Origin of the sequence: Nocardia sp. NBC_01503 (assembly GCF_036327755.1) — a bacterium.
In the GTDB taxonomy this organism is placed as follows: domain Bacteria; phylum Actinomycetota; class Actinomycetes; order Mycobacteriales; family Mycobacteriaceae; genus Nocardia.
Map to the genome: position 1 here is coordinate 1,790,777 of NZ_CP109596.1, position 18,702 is coordinate 1,809,478.

General features: G+C 67.6%; 15 protein-coding genes. 10 read left to right on the forward strand and 5 right to left on the reverse strand.

Annotation, left to right across the window (positions count from 1 at the left end):
- Nucleotides 1–87 precede the first annotated feature (87 nt).
- Entirely contained in the window at nt 88–1,704 is a 1,617-nt protein-coding gene (locus OHB26_RS07940) for an AMP-binding protein (RefSeq protein WP_442942989.1), read from the forward strand.
- A 9-nt stretch (nt 1,705–1,713) separates the two neighbouring features.
- Here OHB26_RS07940 and OHB26_RS07945 read toward each other — a convergent pair whose 3' ends face one another.
- Complete coding sequence (locus OHB26_RS07945; RefSeq protein ID WP_330183559.1) at nt 1,714–2,151, reverse strand: MarR family winged helix-turn-helix transcriptional regulator; 438 nt, start codon at nt 2,149–2,151, stop codon at nt 1,714–1,716.
- A 163-nt stretch (nt 2,152–2,314) separates the two neighbouring features.
- On the opposite strand from OHB26_RS07945, the gene OHB26_RS07950 reads away from it, so the two are divergent.
- Complete coding sequence (locus OHB26_RS07950; RefSeq protein WP_330183560.1) at nt 2,315–2,554, forward strand: DUF2530 domain-containing protein; 240 nt, start codon at nt 2,315–2,317, stop codon at nt 2,552–2,554.
- A 138-nt stretch (nt 2,555–2,692) separates the two neighbouring features.
- Here OHB26_RS07950 and OHB26_RS07955 read toward each other — a convergent pair whose 3' ends face one another.
- Complete coding sequence (locus OHB26_RS07955; protein ID WP_330183561.1) at nt 2,693–4,768, reverse strand: neutral/alkaline ceramidase; 2,076 nt, start codon at nt 4,766–4,768, stop codon at nt 2,693–2,695.
- Between the two features lie 127 nt (nt 4,769–4,895).
- Between OHB26_RS07955 and OHB26_RS07960 the strand changes: the two genes are divergently transcribed.
- A complete protein-coding gene (locus OHB26_RS07960) occupies nt 4,896–5,510 on the forward strand; it encodes a TetR/AcrR family transcriptional regulator (RefSeq protein WP_330183562.1) in 615 nt (204 codons plus the stop codon).
- A 146-nt stretch (nt 5,511–5,656) separates the two neighbouring features.
- Here the strand turns inward: OHB26_RS07960 and OHB26_RS07965 are convergent, their stop codons facing one another.
- Both OHB26_RS07965 and OHB26_RS07970 read right to left on the reverse strand, forming a co-directional pair.
- The gene (locus OHB26_RS07965) at nt 5,657–8,671 is read right to left on the reverse strand and encodes a sacsin N-terminal ATP-binding-like domain-containing protein (protein ID WP_330183563.1); all 3,015 of its coding nucleotides are present in this window, start codon (nt 8,669–8,671) and stop codon (nt 5,657–5,659) included.
- 176 nt (nt 8,672–8,847) lie between these two features.
- Complete coding sequence (locus OHB26_RS07970; RefSeq protein ID WP_330183564.1) at nt 8,848–10,065, reverse strand: DUF3027 domain-containing protein; 1,218 nt, start codon at nt 10,063–10,065, stop codon at nt 8,848–8,850.
- A 17-nt stretch (nt 10,066–10,082) separates the two neighbouring features.
- On the opposite strand from OHB26_RS07970, the gene OHB26_RS07975 reads away from it, so the two are divergent.
- From OHB26_RS07975 to OHB26_RS07985, 3 genes are all read left to right on the forward strand, one after another.
- Nucleotides 10,083–10,877, forward strand: coding sequence for a glutaminyl-peptide cyclotransferase (locus OHB26_RS07975; RefSeq protein WP_330183565.1), 795 nt, complete (start codon nt 10,083–10,085; stop codon nt 10,875–10,877).
- Between the two features lie 644 nt (nt 10,878–11,521).
- Nucleotides 11,522–13,102, forward strand: coding sequence for an MFS transporter (locus OHB26_RS07980; RefSeq protein WP_442942990.1), 1,581 nt, complete (start codon nt 11,522–11,524; stop codon nt 13,100–13,102).
- Between the two features lie 15 nt (nt 13,103–13,117).
- Nucleotides 13,118–13,702 carry a DUF2771 domain-containing protein gene (locus tag OHB26_RS07985; RefSeq protein WP_330183567.1) on the forward strand — a complete coding sequence of 195 codons (585 nt, stop codon included), beginning with the start codon at nt 13,118–13,120 and terminating at the stop codon, nt 13,700–13,702.
- Between the two features lie 113 nt (nt 13,703–13,815).
- Here the strand turns inward: OHB26_RS07985 and OHB26_RS07990 are convergent, their stop codons facing one another.
- Nucleotides 13,816–14,244, reverse strand: coding sequence for a cold-shock protein (locus OHB26_RS07990; RefSeq protein WP_174562516.1), 429 nt, complete (start codon nt 14,242–14,244; stop codon nt 13,816–13,818).
- 182 nt (nt 14,245–14,426) lie between these two features.
- Here OHB26_RS07990 and OHB26_RS07995 point away from each other — a divergent pair, with 182 nt between their 5' ends.
- The 4 genes from OHB26_RS07995 to OHB26_RS08010 all read left to right on the forward strand — a co-directional run bounded on the left by OHB26_RS07995 (nt 14,427) and on the right by OHB26_RS08010 (nt 18,681).
- Nucleotides 14,427–14,657 (forward strand): hypothetical protein, encoded by a 231-nt coding sequence (locus tag OHB26_RS07995; RefSeq protein WP_330185919.1) that lies wholly within the window; start codon nt 14,427–14,429, stop codon nt 14,655–14,657.
- A 426-nt stretch (nt 14,658–15,083) separates the two neighbouring features.
- The gene (locus tag OHB26_RS08000) at nt 15,084–15,710 is read left to right on the forward strand and encodes a resuscitation-promoting factor Rpf1 domain-containing protein (protein WP_330183568.1); all 627 of its coding nucleotides are present in this window, start codon (nt 15,084–15,086) and stop codon (nt 15,708–15,710) included.
- A gap of 156 nt (nt 15,711–15,866) precedes the next feature.
- Nucleotides 15,867–16,055 carry a hypothetical protein gene (locus tag OHB26_RS08005; RefSeq protein ID WP_067568388.1) on the forward strand — a complete coding sequence of 63 codons (189 nt, stop codon included), beginning with the start codon at nt 15,867–15,869 and terminating at the stop codon, nt 16,053–16,055.
- Nucleotides 16,056–16,416: 361 nt separating this feature from the next.
- Nucleotides 16,417–18,681 (forward strand): helicase-associated domain-containing protein, encoded by a 2,265-nt coding sequence (locus OHB26_RS08010; protein ID WP_330185536.1) that lies wholly within the window; start codon nt 16,417–16,419, stop codon nt 18,679–18,681.
- Nucleotides 18,682–18,702: the final 21 nt, after the last annotated feature.

Sequence of the window (18,702 nt, forward strand, 5' to 3'; positions counted from 1 at the left end):
CCGTTGTGGGCCACCGGCCCGGAGATTCCGCGGCTGACACCCGTCGAGGTCGCCGAGCGCGGCCTGACCTTCACCGATCTGCTGCTCATGCGGGAGGGAGACGGGCATCCCGGGCTGCGCTTCGAGGACTCCGTCTGGAGCTGGGACGAGGTGGTGCGCGAATGCGCGGCCCGCGCGGCTGTACTCGCCGAACTGCGGCGGCCCGGACGGCCGTTCCATCTCGGGGTGCTGCTGGAGAATGTGCCCGAGTACATTTTCCTGCTCGGCGCGGCGGCCTTCGCGGGCGCGACGCTGATCGGTATCAATCCGACTCGGCGCGGGTCCGAACTCGCCGCCGATATCCGCGGCGTGGACTGCGATCTGATCATCACCGATGCCGACCGACGCGAATCGCTCACCGAACTGGATACCGGGGTCGAGGCCGGCCGCATTCTGATCGCCGACGAATCCGAGTGGCGGAAGCGGGTTTCCGAGGCGGTCGCGCGCCCAGTACGGGTCGCGCCCGAGGCCCGCGATCGATCCACCCGGCTGCTGCTGACCTTCACCTCGGGATCGACCGGCGCACCCAAGGCGGTGATCTGCACGACCGGGCGGCTGGCGGCGCTGGGCGCGGTCAATCACGCGTCGCTGACCCGCGATGATGTCACCTACAACGCCATGCCGCTGTTCCACGGCAATGCCATCATGGCGTGCTGGGCCCCTTCGGTATTCACCGGCGCGACCTTCACCATGCGGCGGCGCTTCTCCGCCTCGGGATTCCTGCCGGATGTAAGGCGGTTCGGCGCAACCTATTTCAATTATGTGGGGCGGTCGCTGGCGTATCTGCTCGCCACCCCGGAGTCGCCGCTGGAGCGGGATACCAAGCTGCGCACGGCCTTCGGCACCGAAGCGGCTCCCCGCGACCGGGACGAGTTCGCGCGACGGTTCGGGGTGCGGCCGGTCGAGAGCTATGGCTCCTCCGAGGGCGGTGTGGTGATTCGGCTGACCCCGGATTCCCCGGTCGGCTCGCTCGGCCGGGCGCCAGAATTCATGCGGGTCGCCATTCACGACGAGGACGGGAACGAATGCCCCCGTGCGGTTTTCGACGCGAATGGGGTGCTGCTCAATGCCGCCGAGGCCATCGGCGAGATCGTGAACCGCACCGGCGCGGCCATGTTCGAGGGCTACTACCGCAATGACCAGGCGACCGCGGAGCGGATCGACGGCGCGACCTTCCGGTCCGGGGATCTCGGCTACCGGGACGCCGACGACTTCTTCTACTTCGCCGGGCGCTCCAGCGATCGCATTCGGGTGGACAGCGAAAACTTCTCAACCGCCCCGGTGGAGCGGATTCTGGCCCGCTTTCCGGGGGTGCGGATCGCGGCGGTCTACCCGGTTCCGGATCCGCGCACCGGTGATCAGGTGATGGCGACCCTGGAGCTGGACGCCGGCGTGAAGTTCGATCCGGAGCTGTTCGGCCGCTTCCTGGCCGCCCAATCCGATCTCGGCACCAAGTGGGCGCCCCGCTTCGTGCGGATCATCGAGTCGATCCCGGTCACGGCGACCCGCAAGATCGACAAGCCGACCCTGCGGCGCGCCTGCTGGCTCACCGAAGATCCGGTCTACCTGGGCAATACGAAATCCCTGGCGTATAGGCCACTGACACCCGGGCTGGGTGCCGAACTACTCGCCGAGTACCTCAGGTACGGCCGCTCGCCCGGCTGACCGCCGCGGCTACTCCGACTGGTCGACGATCTGCTTCATGATGCCGACCGCCTGCTCCAGCACCGACAGCTGCTCCGGGCTCAGCCTGGAGAGCTGTTCGGTCATCCAGGCTTCGCGGGCGTGCGTCTCATCGGCGATGAGCGCGCGCCCGCTCTCGGACAGCGAGACGATGATCTGGCGGCCGTCGGTCGGATGCGGATCGCGTTGTACCAGCGCCATTTCCGAGAGTGACGCGATAACTCGCGTCATGGACGGTGGTTGGACGCGCTCCTTGGCTGCCAGCGAGCCCGGGGTCATCGCACCGTCGCGATTGAGCGTCGCGAGCGCGGAGAGCTGGGTCAGCGAAATCTGGGCATCGGCGCGCCTACCTCGCAGATGTCGCGTCAAGCGCACCACCGCCAGCGACAGTTCACCGGCGAGCGCTCGAATATCGGAAGGCGTTGTCACAAGGCGAAACGATACGGGACGCCTCGCGCACGGGACGCCTGTTCGTGCGCTCCCGGGGTACACCCGCACCGACATGCAGGATTCCGGCCCTGCGACCGGGTGACGAACCCACCGGTACGCGCCCGCACTCCCTAGTACCCCCGCACTGTCTACCCTTAAACCTGTGACTCAGCCCGTGCCGGAAATCCCCCCGCGCTTCACCGACCCCCGACCGGTCCTGTTGGTCGGCAGCATCGGGTTCCTGATCGCCAGCATCGCGGTGTGGCTGAATGATGACTGGGCCACCGCGCGGCCCGTATGCCTGATGGGGCTGGGGGTCGGCCTGCTCGGCTACACCATCTTCGCGATCCAGCGGCGGGGTGCGCGGCGGGGCGACAAGGGCGCACAGCTCGGCCTGGAGTGAGCAGAAGTACCGCCCTCGTCATCCCAGACCAGCCTCGTCATCCCGGCGCGCCCTTGGCCGGGATCCACAGCAACAGGTTGCCGCGCTGCGGGTGTGGATCCCGGCCGAGAACATGCCGGGATGGCGAGGGAGGTCAGCTCAGGCGATATCGAATTCGTTCGAGGTGCCGATGAAGGGGCGCAGGGTGCCGTCGGTCGCGAGCTGGTCGGCGAAATGCTGGAAACGGTAACGGCCGGAGGGTGTTCCGGCGGGGATGTCCCAGGTGAATCGAGCCACCGAAATATCCGCGCCCCGGCGGGACCAGAAGTATTTGACGTCCCACTCGCCCTCATTGGCGACGCGGGTCCAGCCGGAGGCACCGGCGCGCTGGACTTCCAGGAAGGTGTCGTTGCGCCGATTGTTGTGTTTGGGATGGGCCGAGACGAATTCGGCGGCGGCCTGCTCGCCCGGAGCGTAACTCGCGGCGGGCTCGGTGAGGACATCGCCGAAGTTCGCGCCGGGTGGGGTGGCGTCGGGGCCGGGTGTGGCGACGAAATCGGGCTGCAGATTGGAGACATCACGCGGGGCGGGACCGCGCGGCACGCGCTGCTGGGCGGCGAAAGCCGTTGCGAGACGGTGGAATTCCTGCTGATAGGCGGGCAGGGTGTACCGGCCGTACAGGGTCGATCCGCCCTCGTACTGCTGGGCGTCGTACTCCTCGGGGGTGGCCACGTACTCGTGATAGCAGTTGGCGTAGCCCTGCATGAGGACCTGTTCGAGCGGAACACCCAGGGCGTCGGCGACGACGCGCCGGATACGCAGACCGGAGGTGATGGTGAATTCCGCTCCGCCACAGGCGAGATAGAGCTCGCCGATGCGCACGATCTGCAGCGGCACCACACTCGGCACCCACGGCACCGGCGGCATGATGCCCAGCGGCGCGACAATGGCCTTGGGAGCCTGCGCGTCGGCGAGCCAGTCCGGAATCGGCTGGTTGACGCCGCCGAGCGCGTCCACGAACGGATTTCGCACACCCTCGGGGATGGGGATGCCGGGCAGGCCGGGTCCGTCCTCGATGCTGCCCGCGATGAGGGATACGCCCGCGCAGGCGGGAGCGGTATGCCGGGGCTGTCCGCTCGGTGTCCAGCGGCCGTCGACCTCGATATCGGCGATATCGATGTAGCAGAGCATGCTGTCGATCGGTCCGCTCAGCGGCCGGGCCGCGGCGAGAGCGGCCTTGCCCGCACGGTATTGGCGGTCGCCGATGATGCGGGTGTTATCGAATTCGTTCCGCGTCGGCCCGTCGGTGGGGTGCAGATTCAGGTTGGGCGACATATCGCCGGAGTTGGTCTGTGGGAAGGCCGCCACGAAATCGGCGCCGTCCAGATAGCGGACGCCGTGCTCCTCGTGCTCGAACGAGTATGAGGCGTAACCCTTGTTATCGGCGCTGATGAGCCGGTTGGTATTGCTCATGGAGGTGTTGTGGGTGGCGAACCAGGTGATGGCGCCGACCTCGCGGCCGCCCCGGCGCAGGGACAGCACGGTGACGGTGGGGTCGATGGCATCGGGGTAGACCTGTTTATCCGCTTCGGGATTGCGCTCCCAGGCGATCCTGGAGCGGTTCACGCTGGCGTCGTGCAGTTCGCCCCGGCCCAGGGCCAGGCTGCCGGGCGCGAGATCGGCATCGGCGGCGGTAATGGCCTCGACGATGCCGTTCACCTCGGCGTCGTACACCTGCTGCTGGAATCCCAGAATGGAGAGGTTGTAGGCGTAGTCATTACTGGAGCCGCCGCAGGTGGCGTGTGAATGCGTCGAGGTGAGCAGGGTGTTCTGTTCGGTGTAGCGATCACCGAATCGCTTGGCGAGTTCGGTCATGACCCCGCGGTGCACGGATTGGAAGATCATGCCGTTGTCGGCGACGACGTAGACCAGGCGCTGTGCTTCGGTACCGAAGATGAAGGCGCGGGCGCGCGGACGCAGGTGGATACCCGCGGTGTCCTGTCCGAATTGCGAGTAACCCATCATGCCGCATTCGGCAGCCGGACCGGTTATGTCCGAAATGCCCACTCCGACCAGGTATTCGCCGGAATCGGCGTGCGCCGGAGCGTTAGGTAGCGCGAATGTCGCCGAAACCGCGAGCGCCGCGGAGCCCACCGCCGCACCGGCCAGCACGGTTCTGCGCGAGACGGTCGTGACCTCGCTCGGATCGGTCGTTCCGTTGTCCGACAGCGCCATTCGCGTCTCCTTCCGTTCCGGAAGGCAGCGAACCATAGAACTGGACGTTCGTCCAGTCAGGAATTTCGCAGCGCGCGAATTGACTGCACGCTTCCCGGACGCTTAACTCCCTGGAGTGTCCTCCCGATTGAGCGTCGAAGAACGACGGGCCCACCTTATCGAGGCGGCCATCGGCCTTGCCGAAAAAAAGGGCGTGGCAGGAGTTACCACGCGCGATGTTGCACAGGCAGCCGGTGTTTCGCTCGGTGTGGTGCATTACTGTTTCGAAAACAAAGATCAGCTGATGACCGAGCTGGTCAAGGCGCTCTCGATGGAATTGCGTGATTCCGTCGACGCCAACGAAGCGGTATGGCAAGACGTCGGAACTGGAAAAGAAGCGCTTCGAAAATTGGTGCGCTCCGCCCTGGAACTCATGTGGCTCAACGTCGAAGCCACACCCGAACGTCAACTACTCACCTACGAAACCACCACCTACGCACTACGCGAGGGCGAACAAACTCCGGCCAAACTCGCAATCGCTCGCGAGCAGTACACGTTCAACGACTCCACGCTCGCCGACATCGTCGAACACGCCCGTGAAGCCACCGGCACCCAGTGGGATATCCCCGTCGCCACGCTGAGCCGCTTCACGCTCAACACCATCGACGGCATCGTGCTGCGCTGGCTCGTCGACAATGACAGCATCGCGGCCCGCGAACAGCTGGACCTCCTAGCAACCCTGGTCTGCTCACACGCCTCCTGAACCGCCCACCCTCCCCCGGCGCGCGAATCCTTCGCGCGCCGGAGTTATTTCCGGCCCAGCCCCCGTCATCCCGGCGCGTTTCGGCCGGGATCCACAGAGCTGGGCGAGATCCCGGCCGAAAGCATGCCGGGATGACGGAGGCGGGGCTAGCCGCTGTGGGGTTGAGACCGGACGTGCGTCGTATCGCCGACCTGCCACCACGGCACTGCGACCGTGGCCTCTACCGCGCCCGTGAGACGAACGCGGAGTTCCTCGTGGATGACGAGTTCGCCTGTGCGGGTAGGGGTATCGAGCTGCAGGCGGAGCAGGATGCCGAGCGGGTCGGCGGACCAGGTGGTGGCGCGGCCGACGCCGAGCACTTCGGCGGTGACCACCTCCGATGCGAGAGGCAGATCCAGTAGGGCCGCAAGCGATTGCGCGGAGGCGATATCGCCCACCACCAGACGGTCGGCGGGTAGCGCCGGACCGAACCAGGGCTGATCCAGGACCAGAGCGTCGGCGGGATCGATGACCGCACCCGAGAGCGCGCGGACCTGACCCGGGAAATCCAGATCGTCGACGTCGAGCAGACCCGCCGCCATGGCCTCCGCCAGACGGCGGTGCGTGGTCGAAATCGCCTCGGGGGTAGGCATTCTCGCAGGATCGGCGAGTGCGTCCAGGAGCTCCTCCGCCAGCTGGGCGGTCATGATCTCGGGTGCCGAGAGAACGCCGCGCAGGATGCGCAGATCCGGATCGGCGAAGCCCGGGATCGCCGGGAGCAGACCGTGCAGGCTCTCATCCTCGGGATGGCGCATCAGTCCGAGCGGGATACCGTCGATATGCGCGTGCTTACGCAGCCACCAGGCCGTATAGCCGTCGCGATCGGCGAGCAGCGGGCGAGTGGTTTCGTCGGAGAGCAAGAGGCGCAACGCTTCCGGCCACTCTTCCTCGTCGACCAGGTCCAGGTCGCGGACGGCCCGCAGCACCGGCGGGTCCTCCCGCAGATCCTCCCACCAGCTGTCCTCGTCATCGAGATGATGATCCGGACCGGTGGGGTCCTCCTCGGTCAGCACGGTGAAACTCCAGCCGACACCGATGGCGCGCAAGGCTTCCGGGCCGTACTTGATCAGCGTCTCATCGGCGATGGTCTCGAATGGTGATTCCTCCACCAGGACGCGTCCCAGCGGGGCCTCGGGCAGGAGGAGTTCATCGGCGGGGAGCAATTCGCCTGTGCTGTCGGGCAATTCGAGCAGGCCGAGCCAGGACGGCAAGGAACCGGGGATCGCGTTGGCGGCCAGGTTCAGCACCGCCTCCACGGTATCCGGGTCGCTCGGGTCGTCCTCCAGAATCGCCCGCAGGGCAGGATCGTTCAGCAGATCCTCCGGGGTCGCGGCACGTGCTCCCAAACGGCCCAGCAGTTCGTGTGCGGCCTCCGGATGCACCAGGCGGGCCCAATGCACCGGAATCGCCGATTCCAGTTGATCATCCAGCACCACCGTGCGCGGGCCCGTCACCACTCGGCCGTCGGTCAGCGGCACCGCCAGCGCGCCCAACTCCTCCACGGAGAGGGGATCCAGGACGAACGGCTCCAAGGCGTCATACAGCGAATACCACCACTGCGCCGGGCGTTCCAGGCTGCCGGACAATTCCGCGATCCGGGCCAGGCCGATGCGATGCACGTCCAGCACGCCGAGCGCATCGGATCCGGCACGGCCGGAAAGCTCCGGGATAACCAGCGGCCCGACGATCTCCGCCAGCAAACCCGCCAATTCCGGGGTCGCACCGGTGAACACGCTCGCGCTCCGCGGCGGCAGCACACCGCGGAAGTTCTGCGCGTCCGCGACCGCGGACGTACCGCTCGCGTCCGACGAAAGATCATGGCCGAGAACGTCATTCACTGTGGATTCGGACCCGGTCAAATCGAGTGCGAGCTGGAATTCGTCGTCCCGAATGGTCGCCGCGGCGGGCGCCGAGCCACGTGCGGCGTTCGCATCCAGCGCGGCATCGATATCGAGCAGCGGATCGGCGGCGCGCGGCGCGGCGATTCCGGGCGCGTGATCAGGGCCGTGCAGCACCGGCAGCCAGGCGGTCTCGCGGAGCTCCGCGATCAGGGCCTCCCGCAGCGTCGCATCGGCCTCGCTACGCGCGAACCCCGGGGCCGGGACCAGCACCAGGCGATCGGCGGGCGGCAGTGCCAGCGCGAAATCGGCATAACCCGAGGCCAATTCGGCGATGCGGGCACCCGGCAGCAGGCGGCGGCGATCCGGTTGCATCAGGATATCGGCGATCAGCAACGCCGGGAGCGACAGTTCCTCATCCGAACGGGTGGGGGCGCGCAGTACATCCTGGGGCGCGGTAACCGGACGCCCTTCCCGGACGGGCAGCAACCAGCGTGCCCGCGCGGTCCGGAACTGCCACCAGCGGCGGTCCTCCCACTCGCCGGTGATCCGCAATTCCTGGATACCATTGTCGAGATCGGTTACCGCACTGGCTATCTCGTCGTCGGCGATCCGAATGCTCTGCAGCGCGGGCAATTCCAGCAGCAGATCCACCGCTTCGGCGCGCATACCGGCCAGCAGCGCATCGGCGTCCACCTCGTCGCGGAGTCGCAGGACGATCTCACTGTCGAATCCGGCCGCGGGCTCGGCATCACTCGACCAGGCCAATCGCAGGGCGGGCGGGGTGAAATCCCCTTCCACATCGGGTATTTCGACACCCTCCGCCCGCATGAGCGCCAGCGTCTCGGCACGGGAGAACCGCACCGAACCACCCTTGGAACGGAATTCGATCTCCTCCGAAACGCTCAGTACGGCGGTGAAACCGACACCGAACCGGCCCACCGAGGCATCGGCGCCGGACTTGGCCGAGGCACGCAGCGCCGTCAGCGCGTGCACACCCGAAACATCCAGCGCCACACCGGTATTGGCTATATGCAGGGTGCGGCCGTCCAGCCGGACATCGACCCTTCCGGCGACCCCCGCCTTGGCGGCGGCATCGGCGGCATTCTGCGCCAGCTCGGTCAGCAGCCGATCCCGGTAGCCCGCGCGCACCAGGTCCGACTCGGTGGCGGCGTCCTCGCGCAATCGGGTGGGCGATCCCAGCCAGGCGGCGATCACCCCCGCCCGCAGTCCCGCAGTATCGAACGGATCCCCCACTCCCCTACCGCCGTTCAACCCACGCATCCCTTCCGCTCGTGTGCGCCCGGCCGCCGCGATACCGCTCGCCGTGCCCGAACCAGCCGGAAGGCACGACGAAGCGCAGCGGGAACCGCTGTGCTGAATTCAAACCCGGGTGGGCCCGAATGACCCAACCCGATCACTGTGTCGGCGTCCGATATCCCGGCCGCGCGCGCCGTCGACTACTCCGCGGCTCCGGAGTCGTCCGTATCCGCCGCGCCGGTCTCGGTCTCGACGCGCACCGCGCTCACACCCCAGGCGTCATCGACCACCGCATCGGGATCGGCGATATCGAACAGGGCGGGAATCCCATTGTCGGCGGGCGCATCCGGCGCCGCGGGTTCGACGGGTGCCGATTCGGATGCCACGGCATCCGGAACACCTTCGACCACAATGGATTCCGAGGCGACATCGGCCGCTTCGACGGTCACCGCGGACCCGGCGTCGGAGACCGATTCGACCACGGTCACCGCCTCGCCGGTGTTGTCCACGACGGCAATGACATCGGCGACGACGGTCTCCGCCTGCACTGCGGGAGTCGCGGCGGCGACCACGACCCCGGCGGCCGAATCGTCCGCCTCGGCAGCCGGAGTCTCGGTCGCGACCTCGACCGTGGCGGCCGGAGTCTCGGGGGCGGGTTCGGGCTTGCGGAGCTCTTCGGCCGGGATCACGTCGAAAGCGGCGTCGTCGAAGGCCTCGTAGATCGGTGAGCCCGCACCCGTGGGGAGTTCGGTATCGGAGTGCGCGCCACAGCCGTACTCCATATGCACCACACGGCCGTCCGCGCCCATCGCATTGGCGCAGACACCGAACGCGGCACGCAGCCCACCGGCGAGCGGAACGAAGAATCCGCAGGCGCCACAGGTTCCCGGTGCGGCACGGGCCATATCGGTCTCCGGACCGAATTCGGAGAACCAGCGATCGGCGGCCTCCTCGCGGCCTTCGCGGCTCAGCACCTGGGGGCGGCCGAGGCCGAGCTCGAGGGCGACATCGTCGACGACCGGATCACCGCTGGCGATATAGCCCGGGACCAAGCGCGGATCGCCGGCGGGCGGGGCCAGCAGATCGCCGGGGGCGAGATCACCCGGGCGGATGCGCTGATCCCAAGGCAGGAAGTCCGGGGCGATGAGCGCGTCCGGACCCGGCAGCAGCGCCGATTCGCTCACCGTGACATGCGTCGCCTCGGGCGGGGCGGCCACGACAACCGCCCACTGCCAGCCGCGATAGCCGGGCAGCGTGGCCTCGAAGTGATGGGTGGCCGCCGAATCATCCTCGGCGGTGACACCGATATGCCTGCCGACACCGAGCGGCTCCAACTCCAGGAGCGCACGGCGAGCCAGGTCGACCGCCTCCGCCAGGATCGGCCGAACACCGGACTCCGAAACTCCAACCGCGCTCACGCCCTACATTTTGCCGTATGGAGCGCAAACGTCGTGCACCGGTAGCGGCCGTGAAGATCGTGCTGTCCACGGCCATGTGCCTGGCCGCCGCAATCACCGCATGCGACAGAGCTGACGACACGCCGAGTCTGCGTGTCGAAGTCATCGCGACTCGCCCGCACGACACGCAGGCATTCACCGAAGGTCTCGAGATCGACGGCGACACGCTGTACGAAAGCACCGGGCTCTCCGGTCAGTCGTACATCCGCGCAACCACCCTCGACGGCGCGAACGAGCTCGCGCGCGCCGAGTTGTCCGCGCCGATGTTCGGCGAGGGCATCACCGCGGCCGGGGAGCTGCTGTGGCAGCTCACCTACAAGGACGGCATCGCCATTGCCCGCGATCCGAAAACCCTTGCCGAACTGCGCAGAACCACCTTCGACGGCGAGGGCTGGGGCCTGTGTACCCGCGGCGGTCGCGTCCTCATGAGCAATGGCACCGACACCCTCACCTTCCGCGACCCGAAAACCTTCGCCCCCACCGGAACCATCACCCTCACCAGCCATCAGGGCAGCAAACTCAATGAACTCGACTGCGCCCCCGACGGTTCCGTCTACGCCAACGCCTGGCCCACCGACACCATCCTGCACATCGACCCCGAAACCGGCGCTGTCCTGCACACCATCGACGCCTCCGCCCTCTATCCCCGCTCCACCCGCCCGCCCGGAGCCGACGTCCTCAACGGCATAGCCACCCTCCCCGGCACCGACCACTTCCTCCTCACCGGAAAGAAGTGGCCCACCACCTACGAAGTCCGTTTCACCCCCGCCTGACGCACCCGGATAAACCCGACACGCCGCATGTTGGTGCGCGAGAACCACACGTGGTTGAGGCGATTTTCCACCCGGCGGCGCGGCCGTACCGCGACCACACTCACGGCGCATAACGTTCTGCCCTGCATGAATGCGTCATCGTGCGGCGCTGTCCAGAGACCTGGACGTCCGCCCTGTGTCATCGCACACCCGCCGTAGTGGAGCCGCTGTCGTTCGACACTGCAAGAATTGAGCGCGTGACGACTCCCCGCGAACCCGACGCCGACTCCGGTCGGTGGGGTGACGAGGAGTCCCCACTCATCGATCGGCATCCCGGATACGACCGGTATCCGCCCGCGAACCAGCCCGCGCGGCAACAGCGCGGCGGTCAGTCCGAGGTGCCGGAGTTCCTGGCCCACCGGACCCCCGCACAGCCGTCCGACGCGTCCGGACATCCACTCGGATCGGGCACCCGAGCCGACGAGCAGCAGCGGCGCACCTCCCGATGGTCGCAGCGACGCTCCGAGCCGACCCCACCGGAAACGCCTCTCACCAAGCCTTTTGCCGCACGACCCGACCACCCGTCCGATACGCCGCAGCCACCGGATACCTATGGCGCGCAACGACCACGTGACGCCGCACTGCCGCCGGAGTCGCGGGCGGCACTGCCCGGCGGGCGCGAAACGCCCACACCCGATTCGGAGCGCGCGCGTGCGAGTCGGGGGAAGCCGGAGCCCACCCGGCCGGAAACGACTCGGCCGCTACCGCACTCGCATGAGCGGGATGGCGAGACCGAGCAGATCAGCGATGCCGGGCTGCACAAACCGCCGCGGAAGTTGACCGTTACGCGGGTGGCGGCGCGGCGGAGTATCGAACTGACCGAGCGGGGATTCGCGACTTTTCAGCGGGCCGCCAAGGCGGATGGGGCCGAGGAGTCCGGGCTTACCGCGCTGGTCTACGCGACCATGGCCAACTTCGCCACGGACGCGGCGGTTGCCGTGGCATTGGCGAACACCCTGTTCTTCGCCAGTGCGACAGCCGAATCCAAGACCAAGGTCGCGCTGTACCTGTTGATCACCATTGCCCCGTTCGCGGTGATCGCGCCCCTGATCGGTCCCATGCTGGATCGATTGCAGCGCGGTCGCAGACTGGCACTCGCGGGTTCGTTCGCTGTGCGTGTGCTGGTGGCGGTACTGCTGATCTTCAATGTGAACAACTGGGCGCTCTATCCCCTCGCCTTGTGCATGATGATTCTGAGTAAATCGTTCTCGGTGCTCAAGAGCGCGGTCACACCGCGTGTACTCCCACCGGGAATCGACCTGGTGCGCACCAACTCCCGACTCACCGTCTTCGGTCTGGTCGGCGGCACACTCGGCGCGGGCGGTGTGGCGGGTCTCATCGCCTCGGTGGCGCATTCGGCGGGCGCACTGCTGTTCGCGGCCGTATTGGCCGGAGCCGGTTGCTATCTCAGCCTGAAGATCCCGTCCTGGGTGGAGGTCACCGAGGGCGAGGTCCCCGCGACCCTGACCTATCACGGCGACGATTCACACACCGAAGTGCTGGACGCCACCAAGGCCGCGGAGATCCAGCCCAGCCGCCGCCGTCAGCCCCTGGGCCGCGCGGTGGTCACCGGTCTGTGGGGCAATGGCACGGTCCGCGTCCTCACCGGATTCCTCACCTTCTATGTGGCTTTCGTCGCCAAGGCCACCGAACACCGCCCGGTCCAGCAGGCCGCCATGCTCGGTGTGGTCGGCGCGGCCGCCGCCATCGGCAACTTCGCCGGCAATGCCACGGGCGCGCGCATGAAGCTGGGCCGCCCCACCCTGATCGTGCTGCTGTGCACCCTGTCCTGCGTCGCGGCCGCGGCCGTGGCCATCGTGCTGGACAACCTGATCGGCGCGATCGTGGCCACCCTGGTCGCCGCGGGTGCGAGCGCACTGGCCAAGGTCTCGCTGGACGCCGCCATCCAGGACGATCTCCCCGCCGAATCGATCGCCTCCGGTTTCGGCCGGTCGGAGACTGTTTTGCAGCTGTCCTGGGTGATCGGCGGCTCGATGGGCGTACTGCTGCCCACCGACTGGTGGAAAGGTTTCGCTGCGGTCACGGCGGTGATGGCGCTGGGGCTGGCGCAAACGGTGGTCAGTTACCGTGGGCATTCGCTGCTGCCCGGTTTGGGCGGCAATCGACCGCAGCACGCGCAGCAGGAGATCCCCGGCGCTCACGGCGCCGGGGAGCCCGCCCAGTGAGGACAGGAATCAACGGTGAGCAAACCGAACGCCCGCACGATCGTCGCGCTATTGGCGGCCCTGCTCGTGGTGGCCGTGGCCTATGTCGCCGTCATCGCGGTGGTGGCCCATCGTGCGAGCAAGCCGGAGCCGGAGATCACCGCGTACGCGCACGGTAAGGCGGTCACGGTGTCGCCCTTCATGTTCTGCGATCCGAAGGTCGCGAACAGCCAGATTGACCTGAACGACTGCAGCACCAGCGAATCGATCTCGAACCTCGATGTGCCCTCGGGTACCCCGCTGCAGATCTCCCTGCCCAAGGAGATCGCGAACGCGCCCTGGCGGATGAAGCTCTGGTACCGCATCCCCGGTGACAATGTCGCGGTCGGCGCCTTCTCCTATGACGATTACAAGAAGGGCCTGGTCAACACCGAGGTCAAGAGCGACGGCACACCGTACGCCATCACGGTGCCCACCCCGAACGATCCGCAGATCAAGCTGGCCGTGGCCGAGTTGTACCTGCCGGTGCCGGCCATGGACGCGGCGGGCAATGTGGGCTGGGTGCCCAGCGCCATCTGGTCCATCCACACCCCGGCGTATCAGGGTCTCGAGATCCAGTGATGTAAAGCGCGATGTCGGGGCCATCCCGAATACACGGTGACACAAGCCATCCCGATACGACGGGGCCCCGGTGAGTCGAACTCACCGGGGCCCGTTCGCTTTTCGGCTACGACCTAGTGGTCGAGCTCGCGCGCGACGCCGCGCACGACCTCGGCGATGCGCTGTGCGGTCTTGCGATCCGGGTACTTACCGCGGCGCAGATCGGGCTGCACCTTGGTCTCCAGGATCGTGATCATGTCCTCGATGAGGCCGTGCAGCTCATCGGTGGACTTGCGGTTGATCGGACCCTCACCGCGGGGCCGACGTTCACCGCGTTCGCGCTCAGGTCCACGGACAGTTGGGGTTTCGAGCAGCTTGAGGCTCAAGGCCTGCGGACCGCGACGACCCGCCGCCATCCCGAATTCGACCCGCTGTCCGGGCTTGAGCGCTTCGACACCTTCGGGCAGCGCCGACGATCGAACATAGACGTCCTCACCCTCGTCCTGGGAAAGGAAGCCGAAGCCCTTTTCGACGTCGTACCACTTCACCTTGCCGGTCGGCACTGCGCTCACCCGTTCGTCATTCGATGCCCGGGCTCGCCGGGCACAGCTGTTGGTTGTCGGACCAATCGTCCGCAACCCTCCGTTTGCGAAAAGAACGCGCCCCACAGCGATGGCAGGACGCGATTGCGGCTGAGTCTACCCCGGTGCGTATAGCGCAAGCACATCAGTTTTACGGTCTTAGGGTGTCCGACACTTCTTCTCAGCAGGCTCCGCGCAGGTCCGGAAGCTGGCTCCTTCAGGTAGCGATGACTTTGTTCGCGGTGGGATTGCTGGCAATCGTCGCAATCTTCGGCGTCGGGCTGTTGACCGATTCCAAGCCCGGGCTGTGGCTCTATCTGACAGCGATGGCGGCACCGCTCGGATTCCTCTTGGCGCTGGTGTTCGCGCTCTGGTCGGGTCGTCGCGCGCGCTGATTCGGCGTTAGGCGGGTTCCCGTCTGTGACACGTCTGTATGCCCACTTCGTTACCCGCCCATGCGTGTGACCTTCGTCACATAACAGAACGGTCACAGCGGGGTGACAGACCCCTATCGGGCCAGACTCGCCGTGACCACCTGCGCAGACGGTAAGCGGAACCCGTTGCGCCGGATAGCGTCCGGGACAGACACGACGGTTACCAAATGGTGATTTTTCGCGGCAAGCGTCGTAGTGTCACTCCTCAGCCGGGTCAGCCCGGCGCCACCGGCCCGCCGCACCGAACCTCACCCCGCGGGCACGGACCCCAACTGGAACCAGGGGTGAGGACGAGGAACAGCGCGCACCAGCGCGCCGGAGCGGACGACCTCTCAGTTCGCCCCCGGTAGTCATGCCTCGAGGCGCGTACGAGAGGAAAACCCGAACATGAGTGGACGCCATCGCAAGCCGAGTAACACCGGTCGCACGGTCGCCAAGGTAGCCCTGACGGGCATCGCCCTCGGTGGAGCCGGAGTGGCCATGGCCGGTAACGCCAGCGCGGCACCCGACTCCGACTGGGATCGCCTCGCACAGTGCGAAGCCGGAGGCAACTGGGGTATCAACACCGGGAACGGTTTCCAGGGAGGGCTGCAGTTCTCGCCCAGCACCTGGACCGCCCACGGCGGCGGCGAATACGCCCCCACCGCCAACCAGGCCAGCCGCGAACAGCAGATCACCGTCGCCGAGAAGGTACTCGCCTCGCAGGGCTGGGGCGCATGGCCCTCCTGCTCCTCGAGCCTCGGCCTGCACAGCGCCCCGTCGCAGCGCACCGCCCCGCAGACGGAAGCGCCGACGAAGTGGAATCCCCCGGCCCCGGGCAACGTCCAGGCCGCCGACGGCAGCCAGCAGGTCTTCCAGGCCGTCGATCGCGCCATGGAGATCGCACAGCAGCAGGGCATCAACATCCCGCAGCCGGTGCTCGACTTCCTGAATGTCAGCAAGGCCAACAACACTCAGCTCGATCCGTCGATCGTGAACTTCTTCCAGGCGAACAAGGGTCTGCTCCCCAACTGAGACACTTGCCTCGCGTATACAGACGCCCCGCATCAATGACGATGCGGGGCGTTTGTGTTTGTCGCACACCGGCGTTGCTGCTCGAACGCCGTGCCGCGGGCAAACTTCCGGGTGCCGGAGGGGACACTCGTCTACCGCGCATGCCAGAATGAGCGCGTGGTGAACAAATCGAAGAAACCCTACGTCGACAATGGCTGGCCGGAGACGGCCAATGGCGATCACGCCGTCACCGAGCTCTCGTCGACCCGCTCGGGCGGCCTCTCCCCGTACGGTGAGGACACCGAGTTCCCGCTTCCCGTGGATCAGCTGCCCTACGTGCACCCGCACACGATCATCAACCGCTGATCAGCCTCTCGACCGATAACAATGCGGTTGACGGCGCGGCTCGCTCCCACGCGGCCGTCGCATCCGCGGCGGCCCCGGCACCGCGCCTCATACCGCCCCTTCGCCGTGCGCTCGGTCGCATCCTCCCGGGCCCGCGGCGCCCATTCCGCCTGTCTCACCGGGTATTCGAGACAGAAGCAGTCTTCCGCCTGGATCGGGTGAAGTGACCGATACCGTTCCTCCTGCCGAGAACGGCAGCAGCCCCGCGACCGACGGCGCCGCGAGCGATGCCCGCGCGGCGACCGAGGCAAACTCCTCCGGCCGTGCGACCAAGACCGCGAAACCTCGCAAAGCCGCCGCGAAGGCTCCCGAGCCCACGACGCTGACCGACTGGCTGGCCGGGCTCGAGGACGAGGCGCTCGTGCGGCTGTTGCAGTTGCGCCCGGATCTCGCGGTGCCGCTGCCCGCCTCCATGGCGGTGCTGGCGGCCCGGACCGAACAGCGCGCCTCGGTACTGCGCGCCACCGACGAGCTCGACACACTCGACTTCGCGGTCATCGAAACCCTGGTGGTGCAGGGAGCCGCCGATCTACGCGATCCGAAACCGGTGCCGCGCACCGCATTGACCAAACTGCTCGGGGATCGGGTCGGCAAGGCGGCCCTCGATGCCGCGGTGGCAACGCTGCGCGCCCGCGCGCTGGTGTGGGGGTCGGACAAGGCGCTGCGTCTGACGACCGCCGCGCAGGAGGCCCTGCCCTGGCCGCTGGGCAGCACCACCGAACTACCGGACGCGCTCACCGAACCCGAGATCAATACCGCACTGGCGGAGCTGAATCCGCCCGAGCGCGGACTGCTGGACAAACTGGCGGCGACCGGACCGCGCGGGCGCACCCGCGACGCGGCTCCCGGTACCCCCGAGGATCGGCCGGTACAGCGACTGCTGGCACGCCGACTACTGCATTGGATCGATGACGAGACGGTCGAACTGCCGCTCTCGGTCGGTCAGGTGCTGCGGGACGAGCCGGTCACCGATCCGCACGCGCTGACCCCGCCGCAACCCGAACTCCGTAAACAGACCAGCTCGGATGTGAATGCCGCGGCCGCCGGTGAGGTGGGAGAACTGCTGCGGCACAGCGCATCCGTCCTCGATGTTCTGGGCCAGGCACCCGCGCCCGCGCTGCGCTCCGGCGGGCTCGGGGTGCGGGAGATCCGGCGGGTGGTCAAGCAGACCGGTATCGACGAGACCCGGATCGGCCTCATCGCCGAGGTGCTGGCCGCCGCCCGACTACTCGACAAGGGCTCCCCCGAACCACTTCCCGATGACGGCACCGAGGATTTCTGGGCGCCGACCACCACCGCCGACGCCTGGCTCGCCGTGGTGCCCCCGCGCCGCTGGGTGGTCTTGGCGCAGGCGTGGCTGGACCTGGATCGCTTCCCGTGGATGATCGGGCTGCGCGACGCCAATGACAAGCCCCTCGCCGCGCTCTCCGCGGAGCTGCGCAATGTGCACGCCGTACGCGACCGCCGTGCCATCCTGAGCCTGCTGGCCGAATACCCCTCCGGCAACGCGGTTTCCGCCGCCGATCTGGGGCGCGCCCTGGCCTGGCGACAGCCGCGCTGGCGGCGGCACTATCGGCTGGAGTCGGTGGAGCGCACGCTGTCCGAGGCCGAGGCGCTGGGACTGGTCGCGCGCGGCGCGGTCACCTCGGCGGGCCGCGCGCTATTGCACGGCCGCCCGGAGGACGCGGAGTCGGAGATGGCGGCGGCGCTGCCCGCACCCGTGGATCATGTGCTGGTACAGGCGGATCTGACGATTATCGCGCCCGGACCGCTCGTCCCCGAGCTGCAGGACCGGATCTCGATGGTCGCCGATATCGAATCCGCCGGTGCGGCAACGGTTTACCGACTCAGCGAAACCTCGGTGCGGCGCGCGCTGGACGGCGGTGCGACCGCGGCGGAGCTGCACAATCTGTTCGCCGCGCATTCGCGCACCCCGGTACCGCAGGCGCTGACCTATCTCATCGACGATGTGGCGCGCCGGCACGGCCGACTGCGCGCGGGTATGGCCCAATCCTTCGTTCGCAGTGAGGATCCCGCACTGCTGGCGGAGGTACTGGCCGCACCGGTCGCCGGGCAACTGGCGCTGCGGGCGGTGGCCCCGACGGTGGCGATCTCGCAGGCATCGCTGAACGAGGTGCTGGAGCAGCTGCGCGCCGCGGGCTTCAGCCCCGCCGGTGAGGACTCCTCCGGCGCGATCGTGGATCTGCGGCCACGCGGTGCCCGAATCCCGGCGCGCAACGGGCAGAAGCCGAACTGGCGGCCGAATCCGCCCAGCCCCGAACAGCTTCAGGCCCTGGTCTCGGAGCTGCGCGCGGGTGAGCGTGCGGCACAGTCGCGTTCGGGTCAAACGGTTCGCTCGGATGGCTCGCGAACCACCACCGCCGCCACCCTGAACCTGCTCCAGTTGGCCGCGCGCACAAGGCGACCCGTACATATCGGTTATGTGGACGCCTCGGGCATAGCCACGCAGCGCATTGTCGAACCACTCAAAGTCGGTGGCGGACAACTGGACGCACTCGACCCGGTAACCGGCGCGATCCGGCACTTCACCCTGCACCGGATCGCGTCGGTAGCACTTATCGAATAGAACCGAAGCTTCCGGGGGTTC

Excerpts from the sequence above, each read along its gene's own strand:
- OHB26_RS07940 (WP_442942989.1), top strand. The coding sequence starts at position 88 with ATGCGGGAGGGAGACGGGCATCCCGGGCTGCGCTTCGAGGACTCCGTC.
- OHB26_RS07955 (WP_330183561.1), bottom strand. The coding sequence starts at position 4,768 with ATGGCGCTGTCGGACAACGGAACGACCGATCCGAGCGAGGTCACGACC.
- OHB26_RS07965 (WP_330183563.1), bottom strand. The coding sequence starts at position 8,671 with ATGCGTGGGTTGAACGGCGGTAGGGGAGTGGGGGATCCGTTCGATACT.
- OHB26_RS07975 (WP_330183565.1), top strand. The coding sequence starts at position 10,083 with ATGGAGCGCAAACGTCGTGCACCGGTAGCGGCCGTGAAGATCGTGCTG.
- OHB26_RS08000 (WP_330183568.1), top strand. The coding sequence starts at position 15,084 with ATGAGTGGACGCCATCGCAAGCCGAGTAACACCGGTCGCACGGTCGCC.